The organism is Sphingomonas panaciterrae, from assembly GCF_036890205.1.
In the GTDB taxonomy this organism is placed as follows: Bacteria; Pseudomonadota; Alphaproteobacteria; order Sphingomonadales; family Sphingomonadaceae; genus Sphingomonas; species Sphingomonas panaciterrae.
In genome coordinates, this window is sequence record NZ_JAKNQR010000001.1 from 44,431 (window position 1) to 62,058 (window position 17,628).

22 protein-coding genes, 1 tRNA gene and 1 pseudogene are annotated in these 17,628 nt (G+C 62.2%); 8 read left to right on the top strand and 16 right to left on the bottom strand.

From position 1 onward, the window contains the following. Positions 1-41: 41 nt before the first annotated feature. Entirely contained in the window at positions 42-875 is an 834-nt protein-coding gene (gene fghA / locus L8F96_RS00250) for an S-formylglutathione hydrolase (protein ID WP_334654439.1), read from the bottom strand. A gap of 217 nt (positions 876-1,092) precedes the next feature. Here fghA and L8F96_RS00255 point away from each other — a divergent pair, with 217 nt between their 5' ends. Next, positions 1,093-1,374, top strand: a complete 282-nt coding sequence (locus tag L8F96_RS00255; protein ID WP_046410374.1) for an SWIB/MDM2 domain-containing protein — start codon at positions 1,093-1,095, stop codon at positions 1,372-1,374. A gap of 88 nt (positions 1,375-1,462) precedes the next feature. On the opposite strand, the gene L8F96_RS00260 is transcribed toward L8F96_RS00255, so the two are convergent. Next, positions 1,463-1,539: transfer RNA gene (locus L8F96_RS00260), tRNA-Arg, on the bottom strand. Positions 1,540-2,206: 667 nt separating this feature from the next. Here L8F96_RS00260 and L8F96_RS00265 point away from each other — a divergent pair. Then, positions 2,207-3,292, top strand: coding sequence for a hypothetical protein (locus tag L8F96_RS00265; protein ID WP_334654445.1), 1,086 nt, complete (start codon positions 2,207-2,209; stop codon positions 3,290-3,292). Between the two features lie 426 nt (positions 3,293-3,718). Here the strand turns inward: L8F96_RS00265 and L8F96_RS00270 are convergent, their stop codons facing one another. From L8F96_RS00270 to L8F96_RS00280, 3 genes are read right to left on the bottom strand one after another with little or no spacing between them, the layout of a single operon-like run. Then, entirely contained in the window at positions 3,719-4,384 is a 666-nt protein-coding gene (locus L8F96_RS00270; protein ID WP_241212745.1) for a hypothetical protein, read from the bottom strand. A gap of 53 nt (positions 4,385-4,437) precedes the next feature. Beyond that, positions 4,438-4,608, bottom strand: coding sequence for a hypothetical protein (locus L8F96_RS00275; protein ID WP_334654449.1), 171 nt, complete (start codon positions 4,606-4,608; stop codon positions 4,438-4,440). Further along, positions 4,596-5,015: a hypothetical protein gene (locus tag L8F96_RS00280; RefSeq protein ID WP_334654451.1), complete on the bottom strand. Its 420-nt coding sequence runs from the start codon at positions 5,013-5,015 to the stop codon at positions 4,596-4,598. The genes L8F96_RS00275 and L8F96_RS00280 overlap by 13 nt, the downstream gene beginning before the upstream one ends. A gap of 648 nt (positions 5,016-5,663) precedes the next feature. Between L8F96_RS00280 and L8F96_RS00285 the strand changes: the two genes are divergently transcribed. Then, positions 5,664-6,452: an HWE histidine kinase domain-containing protein gene (locus tag L8F96_RS00285; RefSeq protein ID WP_334654453.1), complete on the top strand. Its 789-nt coding sequence runs from the start codon at positions 5,664-5,666 to the stop codon at positions 6,450-6,452. Here the strand turns inward: L8F96_RS00285 and L8F96_RS00290 are convergent. The 4 genes from L8F96_RS00290 to L8F96_RS00305 form a co-directional block, all read right to left on the bottom strand. Continuing rightward, on the bottom strand, positions 6,420-7,040 hold the full coding sequence (locus L8F96_RS00290; RefSeq protein ID WP_145118941.1) for a response regulator transcription factor: 621 nt from the start codon (positions 7,038-7,040) through the stop codon (positions 6,420-6,422). The two genes, L8F96_RS00285 and L8F96_RS00290, sit on opposite strands and share 33 nt — an antisense overlap. Then, a complete protein-coding gene (locus tag L8F96_RS00295) occupies positions 7,006-8,463 on the bottom strand; it encodes a sensor histidine kinase (RefSeq protein WP_334654456.1) in 1,458 nt (485 codons plus the stop codon). Before L8F96_RS00295 ends, L8F96_RS00290 begins: the two co-directional genes overlap by 35 nt. A 562-nt stretch (positions 8,464-9,025) precedes the next feature. Next, positions 9,026-9,217: a hypothetical protein gene (locus tag L8F96_RS00300; protein ID WP_125946660.1), complete on the bottom strand. Its 192-nt coding sequence runs from the start codon at positions 9,215-9,217 to the stop codon at positions 9,026-9,028. Positions 9,218-9,290: 73 nt separating this feature from the next. Next, on the bottom strand, positions 9,291-9,560 hold the full coding sequence (locus L8F96_RS00305) for a hypothetical protein (RefSeq protein WP_334654458.1): 270 nt from the start codon (positions 9,558-9,560) through the stop codon (positions 9,291-9,293). Between the two features lie 136 nt (positions 9,561-9,696). Between L8F96_RS00305 and L8F96_RS00310 the strand changes: the two genes are divergently transcribed. Further along, on the top strand, positions 9,697-9,810 hold the full coding sequence (locus L8F96_RS00310) for an HIRAN domain-containing protein (protein ID WP_145118935.1): 114 nt from the start codon (positions 9,697-9,699) through the stop codon (positions 9,808-9,810). A 255-nt stretch (positions 9,811-10,065) separates the two neighbouring features. Here the strand turns inward: L8F96_RS00310 and L8F96_RS00315 are convergent, their stop codons facing one another. Then, complete coding sequence (locus L8F96_RS00315; RefSeq protein WP_334654459.1) at positions 10,066-11,034, bottom strand: hypothetical protein; 969 nt, start codon at positions 11,032-11,034, stop codon at positions 10,066-10,068. 648 nt (positions 11,035-11,682) lie between these two features. Here L8F96_RS00315 and L8F96_RS00320 point away from each other — a divergent pair. The 3 genes from L8F96_RS00320 (at position 11,683) to L8F96_RS18575 (ending at position 13,766) form a co-directional block, all read left to right on the top strand. Further along, positions 11,683-12,201 (top strand): hypothetical protein, encoded by a 519-nt coding sequence (locus L8F96_RS00320; RefSeq protein ID WP_334654461.1) that lies wholly within the window; start codon positions 11,683-11,685, stop codon positions 12,199-12,201. Between the two features lie 472 nt (positions 12,202-12,673). After that, a complete protein-coding gene (locus tag L8F96_RS00325) occupies positions 12,674-13,408 on the top strand; it encodes a tyrosine-type recombinase/integrase (RefSeq protein ID WP_334654463.1) in 735 nt (244 codons plus the stop codon). A gap of 22 nt (positions 13,409-13,430) precedes the next feature. Then, positions 13,431-13,766 carry a tyrosine-type recombinase/integrase gene (locus L8F96_RS18575; protein ID WP_417158935.1) on the top strand — a complete coding sequence of 112 codons (336 nt, stop codon included), beginning with the start codon at positions 13,431-13,433 and terminating at the stop codon, positions 13,764-13,766. 198 nt (positions 13,767-13,964) lie between these two features. Here L8F96_RS18575 and L8F96_RS00330 read toward each other — a convergent pair whose 3' ends face one another. The 5 genes and pseudogenes from L8F96_RS00330 to L8F96_RS00350 all read right to left on the bottom strand — a co-directional run. Continuing rightward, positions 13,965-14,408 (bottom strand): DUF1178 family protein, encoded by a 444-nt coding sequence (locus tag L8F96_RS00330; protein WP_334654465.1) that lies wholly within the window; start codon positions 14,406-14,408, stop codon positions 13,965-13,967. Next, positions 14,405-15,229: a carbon-nitrogen hydrolase family protein gene (locus L8F96_RS00335; RefSeq protein WP_125944572.1), complete on the bottom strand. Its 825-nt coding sequence runs from the start codon at positions 15,227-15,229 to the stop codon at positions 14,405-14,407. The genes L8F96_RS00330 and L8F96_RS00335 overlap by 4 nt, the downstream gene beginning before the upstream one ends. Positions 15,230-15,231: 2 nt before the next feature. Beyond that, positions 15,232-15,489 carry a glutaredoxin 3 gene (grxC, locus tag L8F96_RS00340; RefSeq protein ID WP_046410369.1) on the bottom strand — a complete coding sequence of 86 codons (258 nt, stop codon included), beginning with the start codon at positions 15,487-15,489 and terminating at the stop codon, positions 15,232-15,234. A gap of 31 nt (positions 15,490-15,520) precedes the next feature. After that, a complete protein-coding gene (locus tag L8F96_RS00345) occupies positions 15,521-15,979 on the bottom strand; it encodes a ComF family protein (RefSeq protein WP_334655644.1) in 459 nt (152 codons plus the stop codon). Positions 15,980-16,054: 75 nt separating this feature from the next. Next, positions 16,055-16,246, bottom strand: a pseudogene (locus L8F96_RS00350) (double zinc ribbon domain-containing protein); the annotation flags it as partial. Positions 16,247-16,291: 45 nt separating this feature from the next. Between L8F96_RS00350 and L8F96_RS00355 the strand changes: the two are divergent. After that, positions 16,292-17,128, top strand: a complete 837-nt coding sequence (locus L8F96_RS00355; protein WP_334654472.1) for a class I SAM-dependent methyltransferase — start codon at positions 16,292-16,294, stop codon at positions 17,126-17,128. A gap of 15 nt (positions 17,129-17,143) precedes the next feature. Here L8F96_RS00355 and L8F96_RS00360 read toward each other — a convergent pair whose 3' ends face one another. Continuing rightward, positions 17,144-17,533, bottom strand: a complete 390-nt coding sequence (locus L8F96_RS00360; RefSeq protein ID WP_046411695.1) for a MerC domain-containing protein — start codon at positions 17,531-17,533, stop codon at positions 17,144-17,146. Positions 17,534-17,628: the final 95 nt, after the last annotated feature.

The window sequence follows — 17,628 nt, forward strand, 5'->3', positions numbered from 1 at the left end:
GGTCGGCGACGGCCCGCCGTCTTCCTTGTGACCAAACCCCGTCAGCGCAGCCGCTCTGCCGCCCAGGCGATATGGTCGGCCATGAAGGTAGCGATGAAGTAGTAACTGTGGTCGTAGCCCCGCTGCATCCTCAGCGTCAGCGGGATGCCCGCGGCCTCGCACGCCTGCTGGAGCAACTCGGGCTTCAACTGCTCGCGAAGAAAGGCGTCAGCATCGCCCTGATCAACCAGCAGCGCGTCGAGGCGAGCGCCGTCGGCAATCAGGGCGCAGGCATCATACGGCATCCATGCCGCGCGATCGGAGCCCAGATAGCCGCCGAGCGCCTTCTCTCCCCACGGGCAGTTCAGCGGCGAGACGATCGGCGCAAAGGCGGAGACGCTGCGGAAGCGGCCGGGATTTCGCAGCGCGATGGTGAGCGCGCCGTGCCCGCCCATCGAGTGGCCCGTGATCCCCTGCCGCGACATGTCCGCGACCGCGAATTCACGCGCGATCAACGCCGGCAGTTCATCCTCGACATAACTGCGCATCCGGAAGTTCGCCGACCACGGATCCCGCGTCGCATCGACATAGAAACCGGCCCCCTGACCGAAGTCCCAAGCATCGTCATCGGGCACGTTGTCGCCCCGCGGGCTGGTGTCCGGCGCGACGAAGATGATGCCGTGTTCGGCGCAGGCCCGGCGATACTCGCCCTTGTCGGTGACATTGGCATGCGTGCACGTCAGCCCCGACAGATACCAGAGCACCGGTAACCGCGCGCCTTCCTCATGAGGCGGGACATAGACGGAGAATGTCATGTCCGTACCGGTCGTCGCGGAGCGGTGGCGATACACGCCCTGGACGCCGCCATAGGCCTTGTTCTGGCTGATCGTTTCCATCTTGCCTCTCGTCATTGTTCGCCGCGAACTAGCCGCTCCGCCGCGATACGGCCACTGCTGGGCTATCCCATTGAGCTAACACTAGGGCGCCATGTTCACACAGCCTTCACACAAGGGCGTGACAAGCGCGCGCGGGCAGCGCAAGAAGGCTGTCACGCCTGCGCAACGGCGTGATTCCGCTAGATGCCGGCTGACCGGCGCAACAGGAAGGAATTCAATGGCTACGAAGACCAAGACTGAGGAGGGCAAGCCCAAGACCGGCGGCATTCATGCGCCTGTCCAGCCCTCGCCCGAACTCGGCGCAATCGTCGGCACCGACAAGCTGCCGCGCAGCGAGGTGATCAGCAAGGTGTGGGAATATATCAAGTCCAACAACCTGCAGAATCCCGAGAACAAGCGCGAGATCCTGGCCGACGAGAAGCTCCAGAAGGTCTTCGGCAAGGACAAGGTCACGATGTTCGAGATGAACAAGTACATCTCGGCCCACGTAAAGGCCTGATCGAACGGATGAGCGGGCGTCGCATAGGGGCGGCGTCCGCTCTCCCCCACACTCGGTTCCTCACGTGAGGATATAGCCGGCGCGGCATTGGTGCCCCCGGCGAGATTCGAACTCACGACCTGCGGTTTAGGAAACCGTCGCTCTATCCTGCTGAGCTACGGGGGCGATGGCGGATTCCCTAGGTTTCTGGCTTTTCCTGGTCAATCCCGAACACCCGAAACACGCGACAAGCCACGGTTTAGGGTGGCACAACGGGGGCACATTCTGTTCCCGCTATGATGGCGCCGTCTCTTTACGCGCGGCGTGTCCTGCACCTTCGGTATCATCAAGCACCCGAGGTCGAGTTCCAGGCAAGTGGCACAAAAAGGGCACAGCGTTTGATGCGTGCTGGTCGAAGCTCGGGCGCTCGATTTCGGCCGATTGATCGACCCAGCGTCGCTGAGGCGTTCTACGCCTCAGCAGGGCGGAAGCGACGATACTATTCACGGCTTGGCCCAATATTCTTAGGTGTACGCGGGAGAGAGGTAACATCGGTACCCCCACGGTTTTCCGCCATTTTTGAGGTAACGTCTGGGGTAATATAGCGGTTACCTGATTACCTCCTTTTTCAAGTAACTTTAAAAATAGCAAACCCTCGCGAAAACAATGGGATAACCGTCCGCGCCCGGACGGGTAACCGCAATGTTACCTCTTCCGGGTAATTATTAAATCCCGATTTTTCAAAACCTAAGAAGAAGTTTTCAGCCCACATTACCGAGGTAGCCGCTTTCCCGCCCGTGTCCCATATTCTACGCTTGGCTGCCGGCGACTGAGGCCGCCTGAACAGGGGGGCGTGTTGTTCCAAGAACGAACGGTCATTGTGGTCGGAGCCGGCGCGAGTTGTGAGCTCAATTTACCGGCCGGCGACCAGCTAATGACGAAAATAATGCAAGCTCTAGCGCCGAACCGGAACGCCCATGGGTTCGGCAACGAACCCATCCTCCAAGCGCTGGTCGCACAAATGACGCGCGATCATGGGCACGGTTGGGCTGCACCGATGGCGCGATATCGCGAAGCCGCGAAGAAGATCGTCACTGCACTACCGTACGCCCGATCTATCGACACCTATCTCAATTCGCAGCAGGACGATGATCACACCGTGCTCCTCGGCAAGCTCGCCATCACACAGGCGATCCTAGAAGCCGAGCGCCACAGCTATCTTCGCAGGAGCAACGTTGACCAGGCCGGCGCGATCGACAGTAAGGGACTGACCGCGAGTTGGTACATTCCCCTTGCCAGAATCCTGACATCCGGGCACCGCGCCGACGATATCGATAAGCTGTTCGACAACGTCTCTTTCATCGTCTTCAACTACGATCGATGCCTTGAACTATTCCTTTACCGGATGGTCGTGCAGTATTTCGCGGTAGATCAAGCCTCGGCACAGCAGGCGATAGGCCGAGCTACGATAGTTCACGCATACGGATCGGTGGGCGACTTATTCAAGCGAAATGGCGAAAATTCAACGGTACCGTTCGGAGGAGGCGACGGGGTAGATCTTGAGCAGGTAGCGCTAGGAATAAAAACCTACACAGAGTCTGCCGATGAAGGCACGACCGCCGCGATCCGGACCTTGGTCAGGGAAGCCGAGACGCTTGTCTTTCTGGGTTTCGGGTTCTTAGCGCAGAACATGGACCTGTTGGATCCTGGGGAGGGATCTGGTGCACGTCGGGTCTTTGCGACTGCCTACAATATTTCGAACCAAGACGCCGCTGCGATCGAGCATAAGATGGTTCAAAAGTTCGGCGAGGTTGAGAGGGTGTTGAGACTGCAGGATCTGCACCAAGGCAAGCGGCGAAAGCACTTCGATCTCACATTCGAGAGCGGAACCTGCCGCAACCTGATGGACAACAACATCTTCTCGCTAGCCGATCAGTAGCGCGCCGCCTCAGAGCCTTCGCGGGCGCATCAATCCGTAGGCGCGCCGGACGGCGCAAACCGCGCCTGTCGCCCCTTCTGGCGCATGAGGAGTGCCGATTGCACCAAAGGCCACCCAAAAAGCCTGCGGCGAGGCGGGGGGAATAGCGCGGCTCTTGGGTCTACAGGGGTGCGACCGCCACCCCGGTAGGTGGGAGCTCGACGACTGCAACGCGCCCAATAACGGTCGTTTGCTCCGGTCCCTGCCGATCTCTAAACCGGCGGTTCTTTAAGGTAGCGCAACCACGGCTGCTAATGAATGGCAATCGGTCCGGCGTCCCGAAAGTACCCACGCCCAGCGAAGTGATTTTCGCTCCGATCATGCAGCCGCCGTCCCCGGAAAACAAAGGGCTAAGCGTGCATAGGAGCTGCATTAGCTCTCTCGAGCTTACCTCGAAACGCTACTGGTTGAGCCTGTTGTCGGAACGCGGGAGGCGCTTGGGTCTACCGAGGGCATAGGAGTGTTTCGCAGCATCCTTTGCGCTTCCGCCCGTATGGCGGACTGAACAATTGGGTTGGTCAAGTCGATCGGCCCGGCATTCGGATTGTTCGGGATCGAGCGGCTGGTCGCAACCAGGGATGCGCTTGGTGCGGCAGACCCGTCGGGCATCTTGTAGCGACCGGGCGCGGCGCCGGGGCAGGCCTGTCCTGTCGCAGCGAAGAAGGCGTCCGCGCTCTTCACGTCCTGGCACATACGAGCGATCGCGACATTGTCGAAGCCCATGGCATGCCAGGCCGCCGCATCGGACCGACGCTGACAGCCTTCGTCACTTCTGCCGATGTTCAGATTGAACGCAATTGGCCCACCTGCGGCGCCACCGCCAGTTCCAATGAGGCAGGGATTCGCGCCACCGAAGTAGCTGCCTTGCGCACTCGGCGTTGTCCACGTGTGCCCGTCATAGACAACCTCTTGGCGGACCGGCACCTGCGTTTGAGGCCCGGTAATGGCCATCACGTTCACTGTGCTGTTGGTCTGCGCCTCCATCTGCTGCGCCAGTGCGGGCACCGGTACAACGACGGCTAAGGCGATTACCGCTCGCGCGTAGGCTTTCATGGTCGATCTCCCTTGAAAGATCCGGAGCGGCGAGCGCCGCCCCGGAAAAGCGGTCAGTTGTCGATGTCCCAGCCAAGTGAGCCGAAGCCGAACCCGACCGCGCCCACCGCGCCGGCAGCTGTCCAGTCGAGCTGGCTAGCTGCGAACTCGTCCGTATAATTCGCGTCGAACGCCGAGGTCAGCTTGAAGTCGGCGCTGCTTTGCCCGAAGTTTACAACCTGCATGTCGAGTGCGGCATGCCGCCGGTGAGGCCGCCATAAAGCGCACCGTTGAAACTGGTGCTGGTGATGCTGCCATTGTTCAGCCCGTCGACGTTAGCGTTGATCGACGTTCCAGCAGTTCCGACGCCGCCCACGACAGCGAAGCTCGAGCCGCCCGGCACCGAGTTGATATCCATCGAGCCGCCGAAGCCGCTGCCTGAGGCGGCAGACATGTCGCGATCCATATCAATGCTGATCGACTGAGAGTTGGTGCCACTCACGGAAGTGGTATCGATCGCGCCGTTGGTGAAGCCACCCAGGCCTGCGCCGACGCCGACACCGCCAGTGACGGTACCCGACGATTGCGCAAGCGCCGGTGCCGCCGCGGCAAGTGCCAGGGCTGAAACTGCTCCACAGATTGCTTTCTTCATCGCTCGTCTCCTGTTTCCGCCCTTCCGGGCGAAGGGTTCGCGCGAAGGAAACTCCATCGCACGGCCGTTCTCGCTGCAGGGTTGGCCATCCCGCACCGGCGGATGAAGTGAGGCTCGTCGACGAAAGACTATCGGCGAGTTCGGGCAGGCATCCGCGACCTGCCTGCGAAGGGGGACAGCGCCATCCGCGACGCGGCAGCAGCCGTCGCAGATGGACACCGTCTGAGGGCAGAGCCGATCCTGGTGCCCGCCGTGACCTGATCCTCGAGTAACCGGTTACGGTGGCTTTCCGGGGAGATGATCGCGCCCAGTCCTCAGAGACCCGCTCGACGGCCACTCGGGGACAGAGAGGCTTTAATAGTCGAGCAGCGGAAGCACGATTGTCCGATCGCCTGCCATTCGTCCAAATAAAGCAACTGGTTACGACTTGCATCGCCACCGCACCTCCTGAGCAGATCTCTACCCTGGAGGCGGCTGGTCTAAAACTCCGAACGATTACCGAAGGACTGTACTTGTGTTCCGAAAAACCACGTAATGGCCGCTGCGCTGTAGGCAGTGATAATGTGGGACGTACTTTGCTGCACAGCTTCATTCATTCGGAGGCGAATCGTGTCACTTCCTAGGGATCATGGGTCGATAATTATCGATATGAGAGACTTGCCATCGGAGTGTGCTGTAATTGCGAATGACAGCAATCTACTATGGCCTCCTGGCGCGGAGCGCAGTGACAATCGAACGACGAGTCAAGCAGATATTCGGATTCGGGTCCTTATCGATCATAGTAAGCACGCTACTCTGCTCATACCTACGAACGACAGTGCTACGACCGACCTTCTACTGCTGCATGAGGCGCAACATCGGGCTCGTAATTTAGTCGCTCTAGTAGTCTCTCTAGCCCATCAATCACTCGCCCCCCTCGCCCGACAGCCCGCGGTGTCCAACTTCATCGACCGCCTGCAAAGCCTCGACCTGGTGGCACGTACCGGTTGTGAGATTGACGGCGACATGTGCAACTTAGGCGTCGTGCTGAAGAAAGTGACCTCGCGATTGGACAATCCCTCCCGACCGCAGATCACGCTGCAGGGTGCGGAGATCGAGCTTGCTGCGCGCTGGGCGCATTTGGTGGCAATCGTGGCCCATGAATTGGCCGCCAATGCCGTTCGCCACGGTGCTCTCAGTTTCACGACGGGGCATGTCGATCTGCGATGGTCGATCGTCCGCAATGCAAAAAATAGGGACGTGCTGCAGATCAGCTGGCGTGAGCGCGGCGGACCAGCACCTCCGCGCACGATACGCAGCGGCTTCGGCATGAGGATATTACGGGATCTGCCTAGCGTAAACCGTCGGTTGAACAGCGTTCTTCGCCTGGAACCGATGGGATTGAGCTACGACTTCTCGCTTGAGCTATGCGCTTCCGACATTCGAATGGCGCTCTGACCCGAGCCCCGCCTCGAGACCGATTTTCACGAGATGAGCGGTGCTGCGCGCACCGGTCTTCTCCAGCAATTTGGTCCGATATGTCTCAACGGTGCGGGGGCTGATCCCCAGGTGCCGCGCTGCTTCTTTGCTAGTAGCGCCGCCAATTACCAGTTCCAGAACTTGCCGCTCACGAGGCGAAAGGCGGTCGGCCAAGCTGTCGTTAACCGATGCGCGGTTCAAGGATTGCCGCGCCAGCGCGACGGCGTCGATGATCACATCCGGATCGAACGGCTTTTCCAGGAAGTTTGTCGCGCCCGCCTGCATTGCGGCCACCACGATCGGTATGTCGGCATGTCCCGCGATCAAAATGACCGGGTCTTGCCTGCCGTTGCTGCGCATCGACTGCAACAACTCGATCCCCGACGTACCCGGCATTACGACATCGCAGATGACGATACCCGGTGCCAGATGATGGACCAGATCAAGGAACAGATCGGCGTTGCCGAACGACCGCGCCGGAATGCCGCCCGCGGCCATCAGCAGCGCCAAAGAGCGGCATACCTCGGGTTCGTCATCGATTATGTAGACCGGAAGCTCGATCGACATCCTCCGCCTCCCTGCTGTTCGATAAAGGTAGGCTGAACGCAAAGCGCGCGCCCCCCAGCACCGGATCCGTATCGCACCAGATCTTTTCTGCATGCGCTTCCACGATCGTGCGACATATCGCCAATCCGATACCGATCCCCTGTTCCTTGGAGGAGCGGAACGGCTCGAATACAGTCGTTCGCAAGCTCGACGGGATGCCAGGTCCATTGTCGCTGACCGCACAAAACAGTGTTTCACCGTCTTCCCAGACACGCACCGCGATCCGACGCACCGGCTGGCTCCTGACAGCATCTACAGCATTGATCATCAGATTGAGGATGACCTGCTGAAGTTGGACGACGTCGACGCAGATTGTTCGGTTCACGGGAGCCACCTCGACTGTCAGTTCGGCATTGACCTCCTTCACCGCTAGCAATCCAAGCCGAACAGCGTCGCCGACTACCTCTGCAGCGTCTACGTCTATCCGATCGAACGCGCGACGGCGGACAAACTCCCGCAATCGCTTCAACACTTGCCCTGCCCGGAAGACCTGATCCAAGGTGTCATCCAGTACCTGTCGAACGGCCGATATGTCGGGATCGGCAGCGGTGAGCAGGGCGCGAGCGACACCGGAATAGTTCGCAACCGATGCAAGCGGCTGGTTCAGTTCATGCGCGATAGATGAACCCAACTGACCTAGTGCCGTCGCCCGCGCGATTTGATACAATTCGCGTTGCGTGCTCGCCAATTGCTCGTGCGCTTCGGTGACTTCCGTTTCATCACCGATGTGAATTGTCTGGAAGTGACGACCCGCCAAAGTCATGCGGGTCGCGGTGACCCGCAGATGCCGGTCGCGACCGCCGATGCCGATCGTTAGTCGTCGGCGGCTCGACCTAAGACCCTCGCCGATCAACGCTGCGATCCCCCTCCCTATCAACGCAGAGGATGGCTGCTCGAACAAACGGCCGGCGGCCTCATTCGCGGCAACGACTTGATCGTTCTCGTCGATGATGAGCGTGATCGCCGGCGATCCGACGAACATTCCCTGCAGCACGCGCTCGCGCCTCCGAGCGATGGCAGCAAACCTTCTCTCGCGCGCGCTGTATCGCAGCAACGCTCCACCAAACAGCGCTATGCACACGCAGAACACTGCCGCTCCGACGGCGTTGTGGATGGTGACCAGCGGATCAGCGGCTGGTGCCAGAACGATGGTCAGTCCCAAGCCTGTCAAAGATGCCGTCAAAGAGGCGAGCGCACCGTAATGGATCGCCGTAGCGAGGGCAGCGGCCACGCAAAACATGAACGGTAGGTCTACACCGATGTAATGCCGAGCAGCTTTTGCTGTTGCCACTGCAGCGATCCCTGCGAGTGATGCAATGACGATCCCGGAGCCTCTGCGAGGCCGCGCTTGCTCATCATCGATCATCGCCCAGAATCGATGCATCTCTGCTCCTCTGTTGTAGCAGACTGCGCTCTTATAGTTGCGTGTCAAGTAAGGTCCGGAATGGGCCTAAACGACTAGATCTTTGCCAGGCGAACCTTTCCCCTGAAGCGCTAGATGCGGCGGAGGCACCTCCGACGCATGGCAGCGTGACGTGCGATTTCTAAGGCTGCGCTGCAATCTGCTCAGCAGATTAGGCTCGCTCGAAACCCACGCGAGTCCACTTCAGACTCGCAGCGTATGAAAGACAAACGGCTGAGTATCGCCAGCTGGTAGGTGTTTGTAGGATTAATTGACGGTTCGCTCGGTATTGGTCTTCCTCCAGGGAGCCACCGTCGTCGGCTGTCCGGCGCACCAGTTTATGTTAACCGTCCGAAGCTGAGTTCGAAATCTACTCGACAAGCGCGCCTGGTGTTTCGTCCACTGGTTGATTCTAGTGGCCGCTTCCGGGATGATGAACGGCTGGCATTGGGACGACAGCCGTCCTTTGATCCAAGCGGCCGGCTATCGGCCCACTTGCAGACGCAACATCTTCCCCGCACCGCCCCATTCGAGCGGCGCAGCGCTAGACCGATCGATCAGTCGGCCCCACATCGGCCTGAACCGGCACGCCGCTGCCACCATCGATGGCCGCATAGCGGAATGTCGGAGGCTCGGGGCTATCCGCCAGTATCTCCAGCCGCTTCAGGCTTTCGCCGATCACCGCGGCCCCATGCACGCGAGCGCGCAACTGCTCGTCGTGCCGGTGATCGGTCAAGCCAGCACGCTATTCGGCCAAGTGCGGATCGCTGCCTGGATACGGTTGACCAGCTCGTCGTGATTAACCAGCCTCACTTCGCTACCCTGAACTTCGCCCACCGCGGATCCACGCCGCCCAGCTGATATGTCGGCACGCCGAAGAAGCGGCCCAGCGTGTCGTGCGCCTCGTCGTCCAGATCCGTCGGCACGCCATCGCACACGAAACGATGAAGGTAGCGCGGGCGCTGACCGATGATGCGAGACAGGTCGGTAAGCGTAACGCGGTACTGCGCGGCAAGCGCAGGAAGCCGCTCGCACGGGTCCTTGATCTTCAAGCCATCCTCGATTCGGTTGCGAATCATCACCCCCTTCAATTAACGGGCGTTTCTCATTTGTTCTATCGGGGGGGGGGGGGGCCGAGTGAAAGAGTTCAGCCTTGCCCTCGTCGGCATCAATTAACTCAACATCGACCAGAGCAACCGCCGCTTCGAGCTGGCCATGTGCGAGCCAGGCGAGCCGGTGCATCTGGTGCCCAAACCGACCAACGAGCACGATCCGGCAGCTGTCGCGGTGTTCAGCGCGCGCGGCATCCAGATCGGCTCTGTCGAGTGAATGATGCCTGTGGATTGGCACCAAAATCCGCGCTGGCCTGGAGCATCAGGCGTGTTTCAGGACTGCGGGGAGCACACCGCGATGATTCGCGTGCGCTTCGGGGGCGGGCCGCCCACCCTGCCGGCACCGCGCCCCAAGGAAGCGGTACCGAACGAGGATGATTGGCTCAATCAGGATCCAGCCGGCGACGATTGGAACGACGAACCAATCGAGAGGTGGGCGATGGCCTAAGGGCACCCTGACCGCTCAGCCGCATCAACGCGGGACTGGCGTCACGACACGGACCGACCGGGTAGCTGGTGACACGAGGTACAGCGTCGTGCCTGTTGCATAGCTTGAGCAGAAAACCCTTGAAGACAGTGCGGCAAGCTCAAGTTGCTGCACGGCACTGGCCTGCGCTGACGACAGCTGCCCCTTCTTGATCCAGTTCCTGCGTGTGTTGCTGAGCAGGTTGATTGCCTCACCCGTCGGCAAGAACATCTCACCTCCAGTTATGCAAAATCCGCCTTCCACCGCAAAACCGGTCGTATTGACATCAGCGATCGACCGAAGGGTTGTCCCGTCTGTTTTATAAACCTTCCCGGCGAAGCCAAAGTAGAGCGCGTCTCCGGACCACATCATGTCAGTCGCAACGCCCCCTGTCGGAAGTGTCCAGCTTCTGATTAGCTTGTCCGCGCCATACAGGAACAGCTTGTTGTCCGAGACAACAAACAGCTCCGGATTACTCGGATGCGAGAAGATCGCGGACCCGTCCCCTGGCAAGGGAGGAGTCGCCGGAGTACTAAAACGGTCAGAAATCGAGTTCGCTTTCGTGTAAGCGCCGTCGTCCTGGTAGATGCTGTAACCGCTGTTCCCGACCGTGCTGGGCTGATACCAGAGTATCCACGGACGCGACGCTACGACCCCATTCCGTGCTCCGGATGCTACGAGTTTGATGCCGTATGATCCGAAGCTTCGCTCTTCCGCGACAGTCGAGACGCCGTTCCCGTTGACAGTGTGCAACCCCCACCGCTCGACCCCATCTCCGGTGAAATCTCTGCCCGCCCAATAGAATGTTAGCTCAGAACGGCTCTCCGAATAGACGTTGACCGGTGCGTAATCGCTAACAGACCCGTTTGCGGTGTTGTTGGGTATCGTGCTGTACCACGCGTCGCTGAATGCTGGCGTCCCGCGCAACTTCAGAATGGCGTCAGGCTTCGTTTCGTCATCGTAGTTGACCGCCATATAGAGGCCGCTGTTGGTGACCTTGAAGTTGGTGACTAGGTCATTCGCCCCAGCAGGGATGGAACCAAGATCGACTGATGCAACCTGTCCGGTCGCTACAGGTGTCGGAGTTGGAGTTGGCGTAGGTGACGGTGTAGGGGCCGGGGGAGGGGCGGGCACAGTGACAATACCGTCATCCGAACTCCCCTCTTCCCCGCCGCAAGCGGATAGAAGCGCTAGTACAATGCTGCTCGCAGTCAACTTGAGCCCGCGACCATAACGCGGCCCCGTGAATTGCTTGATAGCCCCCGCCATTATCCCCCCTCTAGTAAGCTCATATCAGCAGCAACCGGGCTCAACTTGTTGGGCTCGGCGAAGGGCCTACGTTACCGTCGCTCCTTGTGTTCTTCTCTGCGACTTTGCTCACACGCTTATAGCCCGTCAGGCGAAGTCTTGAGCCGCGTCTGCCGACCTACTTGTTCCGCCGATGAGTAAAGGGCAGTGTGGAAAGGCGCGGCGCTTCCTCGACCTTTCAGGTCTTCGCGCTGCGAAGGAAGGAGCGCTCCCTTGCACCACGCTGCCGGCCGGGAACGCCACGGCGTCCTTGCCGCCAGGCACCCACCAGAACGCCCCCTCCTCCACGCCGCGCCGCGTGTAGCGCGCCATCGAATGCACCAGGCGCAGCGGGTCGCCCAGCCGGTTGCGCCGCACTTCGACGAAGGCGTTCCCGAACACGAGATAATCCTGCACCAGCTTGCGCCCGGCGCGCAGTGGACCGGCGACCAGTTCCAGACCGACCGGCTGATGCAGCTGCCGTGGACGTCGATCAAGATGGTCGAGGCGATCCAGGAGACCGGTTACCTCCACCAGCAACGTGTCGTCGGCTATCCCGATCTGATCGCGGCCGGCAAGATCAACCAGGCTGCGGCAGATCGCGCGCTGCGGATCAGCAACGCCATCGCGGCCGAGTGGGCAGCGATCGCCGCGATCGAGCCGGCGCCCGACTGGATCGCCGATCCCGATCGAGGCGGCGCCTTCAAGCGTGAGCGGATCGAGGCGCTCGGCGCCATGGCGATCCGCACCCGTACCGCCGCAGATGAGGATCCCGCCCACGATCGCCTGCGCGCCCTCGCCGACTGCGTCGACGCGCTGCTCTGGTGGGAGGACCGGCACCCGTCCGCCCGCTAGCTCGCGGACATGACGATCGCGCCGCCCGCTCAACTGTCAGCCTCGGAGCTGCAGCATGACCACCGATACCGCCCACATGAGGCGGCTGAAGATCGCCGCTATCATCATCCTGGCGATCCTCTGCCTCCCCGTCACCGTCGCCATGCTGCTCGCCAGCATGAGGGAAAATCGCTGACCGGCGACCGGATCAACGCCTCGGCCCGACCTTCAATTTCCTACTCGAAAGCACGAACAATGATCCTTTGCGGCTCGATTGCGGGTCCGACCCGAGATCCGGCCGAATTACGTCCTCGCCAAATCGGTGCGGTATCGCGGAAGCGCGGAACATAACCGGGCTTTCCTACAGAACCCTTCAGAATCTAGCATCCCTTGGCGCGATTCCCGGCGCCTCGAAACCGTCCGGGCGATGACTGTTCGTGGTGATCGATCTCAAGCGATGGTCGACCCGCGTCAATGGGGCGAAGAAGCATCAATGCCGAAGAATATCTACGAGCGGGGCGGAATCCTCTGGGCGCGTTTCGAGGTTAACGGCGGCGAGGACCGAGAAAGCTTACGAACACGCTCTGAGAAAGTGGCGGAAAAACGCCTGAAGGCCCGACGCGAAGAGATCGAGAACCAGGCGCACTACGGCATCGCCGGCCCTATGAACTGGGTGCAGGCCTTCGTCTCCTGGACTGAGGCCATGGAAGCCGACGTGCGGGCAAAAGCGATCAGCCCCAAGACCGTCCTTCGCTATACCGTCAGCCTGAATGAATGCCGACAGTGCCTCGACCCGTTTGAGGTCCATCAGATCGACGCGGAGCTGGTGAAGGGCCGCAAGGCGCAGCACGTTACCAACGCCACCATCCGCCGCGATCTGACGGCGATCTCCAGCGTTCTCGATCACGCGATCGAAGAAGGCTGGGTGGATGAGAACGCAGCCCGCGCCTACCCACGCAAGCGTCTGCAGGAGCGTCGCGACCCGATCGAGCTCCCCACCCAGAGCGACATTGACCTGACGATCGGCCGGCAGCGCACCCGCTTTGGCGACGTGATGTTGCTCGCTCGAGAAACCGGGATGCGTGAGGAAGAAATCGCCGGCCTCGAACACACAATGCTCGATCTGGCCAACCGACACGCGACCGTCATCGGGAAGCGCAACCGCATGCGCACTGTCACCTTATCGGCCGAGGCCGTCGCGATCATTCAGCGCCACCCGCCAGCTTAAATGTCCGTATGTCTTCTACCACCTGGAGGAAGACGCCGACGGTCGTCCCGTTGCGAGCCGCTACCGCAACGTCGCCTCGAACTTCGCGGACTACACGGCGCGCGCCGAAAAGCGCGCCGCCAAAGCGTGCATCCCCTACCGCCGCTTCAGCTTCCACCACCTCCGGCACCTGTTCGCAGTGGAATACCTGCGGGAGGGCAAAGGCGGATTCTACGATTTATCGCGGGAGCTGGGGCACAGCAGCGTCAAGACCACCGAGATCTATCTCGCCTACCTGACGCCCGAACAGGCCGCACGCGCCCAGACGGGGGTGGCACAAAAGAGGGCACACAGGCGACGGTTTGGCAACACAGACTAGCAAAAAACCGGCAGAAAAGCTGGGTTTTTGCCGCCTCTTCCCTGCCCCAACGCGGGGTTAGGAAACCGTCGCTCTATCCTACTGAGCTACGGGGGCAATGACCGCCCTGCTACGGCCGCCGTGGAGGCGGGTCAACTAGGCGCTATTGCCGATCCCTTCACTTACCCTCGGGCCCTGATTGAACGCGAGCGACGCGGCTCAGTTCGCCTTTTCGGGTGGCACGACCGGCAGCGGCAACGGGGCGATCGGCACCCCTTCGTCGACCAGCGCCTTTGCTTCGGCCAGCGTGGTCTGGCCGTAGATCGCCTCGTCGGGCTGGTCGCCGGCATGCATCGCACGTGCTTCCGTGGCGAAGCGGTCGCCGACCCAGCGCGATCCCTCGAGCGCCTGGCGCTGCGCCTCGGCCAGTGCCTTGAGCGCGGCCTTCACCTTGTCCGGCACGTTCGCCGGGGCTGCCGCCACGGAGCGGCTGTTTCCCTTGGGCGCGACATTGGGCGCCATTACCGCCTTGTCCACACCAGTGTCGCCGCACATCGGACAGGCGATCAGCTTGCGCTCACGCTGCTCGGCATAGGCATCCGATGAATTGAACCACGCTTCGAACACATGCCCTGTGCCGCATTGCAAATCGAAAACGATCATGGCACCACCCGGACCGGCGGAATGTCGCGGCGATGCATGGTGACCGGGATACGTCCGCGCACCTCGGAAACCTTCTCCGCATCGATATCGACCAGCGCCAGGCCAGGCTGCTCGCCCATATCGCACAGCACCTCCCCCCACGGGCCGATCGCCAGCGAATGGCCATAGGTTTCGCGTCCGTCCTCATGCCGCCCGGTCTGGGCGGCGGCGATGACGAAGGCAGCGTTCTCGATAGCGCGGGCCTGCAGCAGCACCTGCCAATGCGCCGCGCCCGTGGGGCGGGTGAAGGCGGCGGGCACCGCGATCAGCGTCGCGCCCGCATCGCTCAGCCGTTGATAGAGGCTAGGGAAGCGTACGTCGTAACAGATCGAAAGACCGAGGTTACCGAGCGGCGTCGCCACCACCACGGCGGCGTCGCCGCCGACATAGGCCGCCGATTCGCGCCAGCTTTCGCCGGTGGGCAGATCCACGTCGAACAGGTGCAGCTTGTCATAGCGCGCCCGCACCGTCCCATTGCCGTCGATCACGAAGGCGCGGTTCACCAGCCGCCCGTCCTCGCGGCGCACCGCCAGACTGCCAAGATGCACCCAAAGCCCCGTGCGGACCGCTGCGTCGCGAACGCTCCCCAATACCCGATCATCGTCTTCCGCCGTAATCACACCGGCGGCACGGTCCCGGTTGCGATCGATCAGCCCCGACATCTCGGGTGTGAAGAGCATTGCCGCCCCGCCTCGGGTTGCCTCATCGATCGCGTCGGTCAGCGTACGGGCATTAGCGGCGGGATCGATCCCGCTCGTCATCTGCAGGATGGCGGCGCGCATCGTCAGGGTGCGAGAAGCGGGTCGAGCTTCCCTGCCCGATCAAGCGCGGCAAGATCGTCGGAGCCGCCGATGTGGCGCCCATCGATGAAGATCTGCGGCACGGTCGTCCGGCCTCCGGCGCGATCGATCATCTCGACGCGCTGCTCGCCGCCGAGAGTGATGTCATATTCGGTCGGCTCGACGCCCTTGCTGGCAAGAAGCTGCTTCGCGCGGACACAATAAGGGCACCACGCCTTGGTGTAGATTTCAACACGGGCCATGAGAGTGACGTGTGGATGCGCTGCGCAATTGTCAATCATCGCGATCGCTGAGCACGCGGGCCCAGCATAGCACCGCGACGTGCGCCGCACCGGCGGATCGAAGCGCTGCGATACAGGCGTCGGTCGTTGCGCCGCTGGTATAGACGTCATCGATCAGCACGATCCGCTTGCCCGCCAGCCTTGCCCGCGCGCCGGGCGGTACCGCGAACGCCCCCCGCACGACGCGCCGCCGCTCGGCACCACTGGCGCCACGCAATGCCTGAGTCGCGCGATGGCGGACCAACGCCTGCGCATCGACCCGGACGCCGCTCAGCCGCGCCACGGCAGTCGCGATCAGGCCGGCCTGATTGTATCCGCGCGACCAAAGCCGCCAGCGGTGAAGAGGAACAGGCACCAGCAAGTCGACGTCGGCAGCCAAGTGGCGCGCCATCAATCGCGCCGCCGTCTCGGCGAAAGCAGCCCGCCCGCCATATTTGAGGCGCAGCGCCACGGCGCGCGCGACCTCCCCATACGCGACGGCGGCGTCTATCCCGCCATGCCGCGGCGGCGCCTGGAGGCAAGGAGCACACCATGTGCCGGGCGCCGGTTCATAGCTCAGCGGCGCGTGACAGGCCGCGCACCATGGCGGGCCGAGGAAGCGCAGCGATCCCCAGCATGTTGCGCAGAAGCGATGATCGTCATCGGCAATCGCGCCGCATCCCGCGCATCGTGGGGGCAGAGCCAGCGAAATCACTGGCTGAAGCAACTTGGCGAGCATCGTCCCCGCTTGTCGCGCGCCGCCGCCGGGCGCACAAGCCGCGCCATGACGGCTCCTGAGATATTCGACCGCAAGGCCCGCCGCTCGCGGCGCGACCGCATCGCCCCGCGTTTTGCCGCACACGGTTTCGTCCGCGCCGCCATGCTCGACGGCATCCACGAGCGGCTCGCGAGCGTGAAGCGGTCCTTTCACGACGTCCTCGATCTCGGCAGTTTCGATGGAAGCTTCCAGCCACCCGCTGGCGCCCGGATCGCCCGGCTGGACGCCGGCCATGGCTTTGCCCGTCAGGCGGGCGGCGTGCAGGCCGATGAGGATCGCTTGCCGTTTGCCGATCATTCGTTCGATCTGGTCGTCTCGGCCGGCGTGCTCGATCAGGTCAACGACGTGCCGGGCGCGCTGTCGCTGATCCGGCGAATCCTGCGCCCGGATGGCCTGTTCCTTGGTGCGTTTCTCGGTGCTGGCTCGCTGGCGACGTTGCGTTCAGCGATGCGATCCGCAGAAGCCGAGCGACCAGTCGCCCGCTTTCATCCGCAGATCGACGTGCGGTCCGCGGGCGACCTGCTGATGCGTGCCGGCTTCGCCCTTCCGGTGGCGGATGCCGAGCCGCTGCGCGTGCGCTACGGCAATGTCGGACGGCTGTTCGACGATCTGCGCGGCATGGCGGGCACTAACCTGCTGATCGATCGTCAGCCGCTGGGAGCCGCGACGGTGGCACGCAGCGCAGCTGCCTTTGCCGATCTGGCCGATGCCGACGGACGTACGGCGGAGCGGTTCGAGATCATCTTCCTGACCGGCTGGGCTCCCTCCCCCGATCAGCCGCAGCCGGCACGGCGGGGGAGCGCAACGGCATCACTGGCAGCGACGCTTCGCCCGCCCGGCTGAGCGCCGCCCTCGCGGTCAGGCGTCGGCGCGGCGGTTCAAGTCGTGCCCCAGAGCGAGCAGCGCGACACCGACGATGGTCCAGAATGCCTCACCGGTATGGACCAGCCCGGCGTCATGCGGCAGCGACAACGCGCCGGCCATGATGCCAAGGCCAAGCGAGCCAACGCCGATCGGCCATAGGTTCCCATGCTGCAACGCGCCGCGGCCCAGACCGATGGCACCCAGCACGATCGCCAGCATCAATCCGACCTCGTGAAAAATCGGGTCCACCATCATCCCGCCGACGGCAGACAGCATCGCGATCAACACCGCGCTGGCGATGCAGTGAACGACGCATAGCCCCGACACGATGATCGCCAGGCGATCCAGTCGAGCGGTGCTGGCGGGATGAGACATTGTTGCCATCGCCGACGCATGTAGCGCCACGCCGGACAGGTTACAACATCACATCGTCAATAAACACGCCAGGTCGCGTACTTGGCACCTCCGCCAAGCGACGG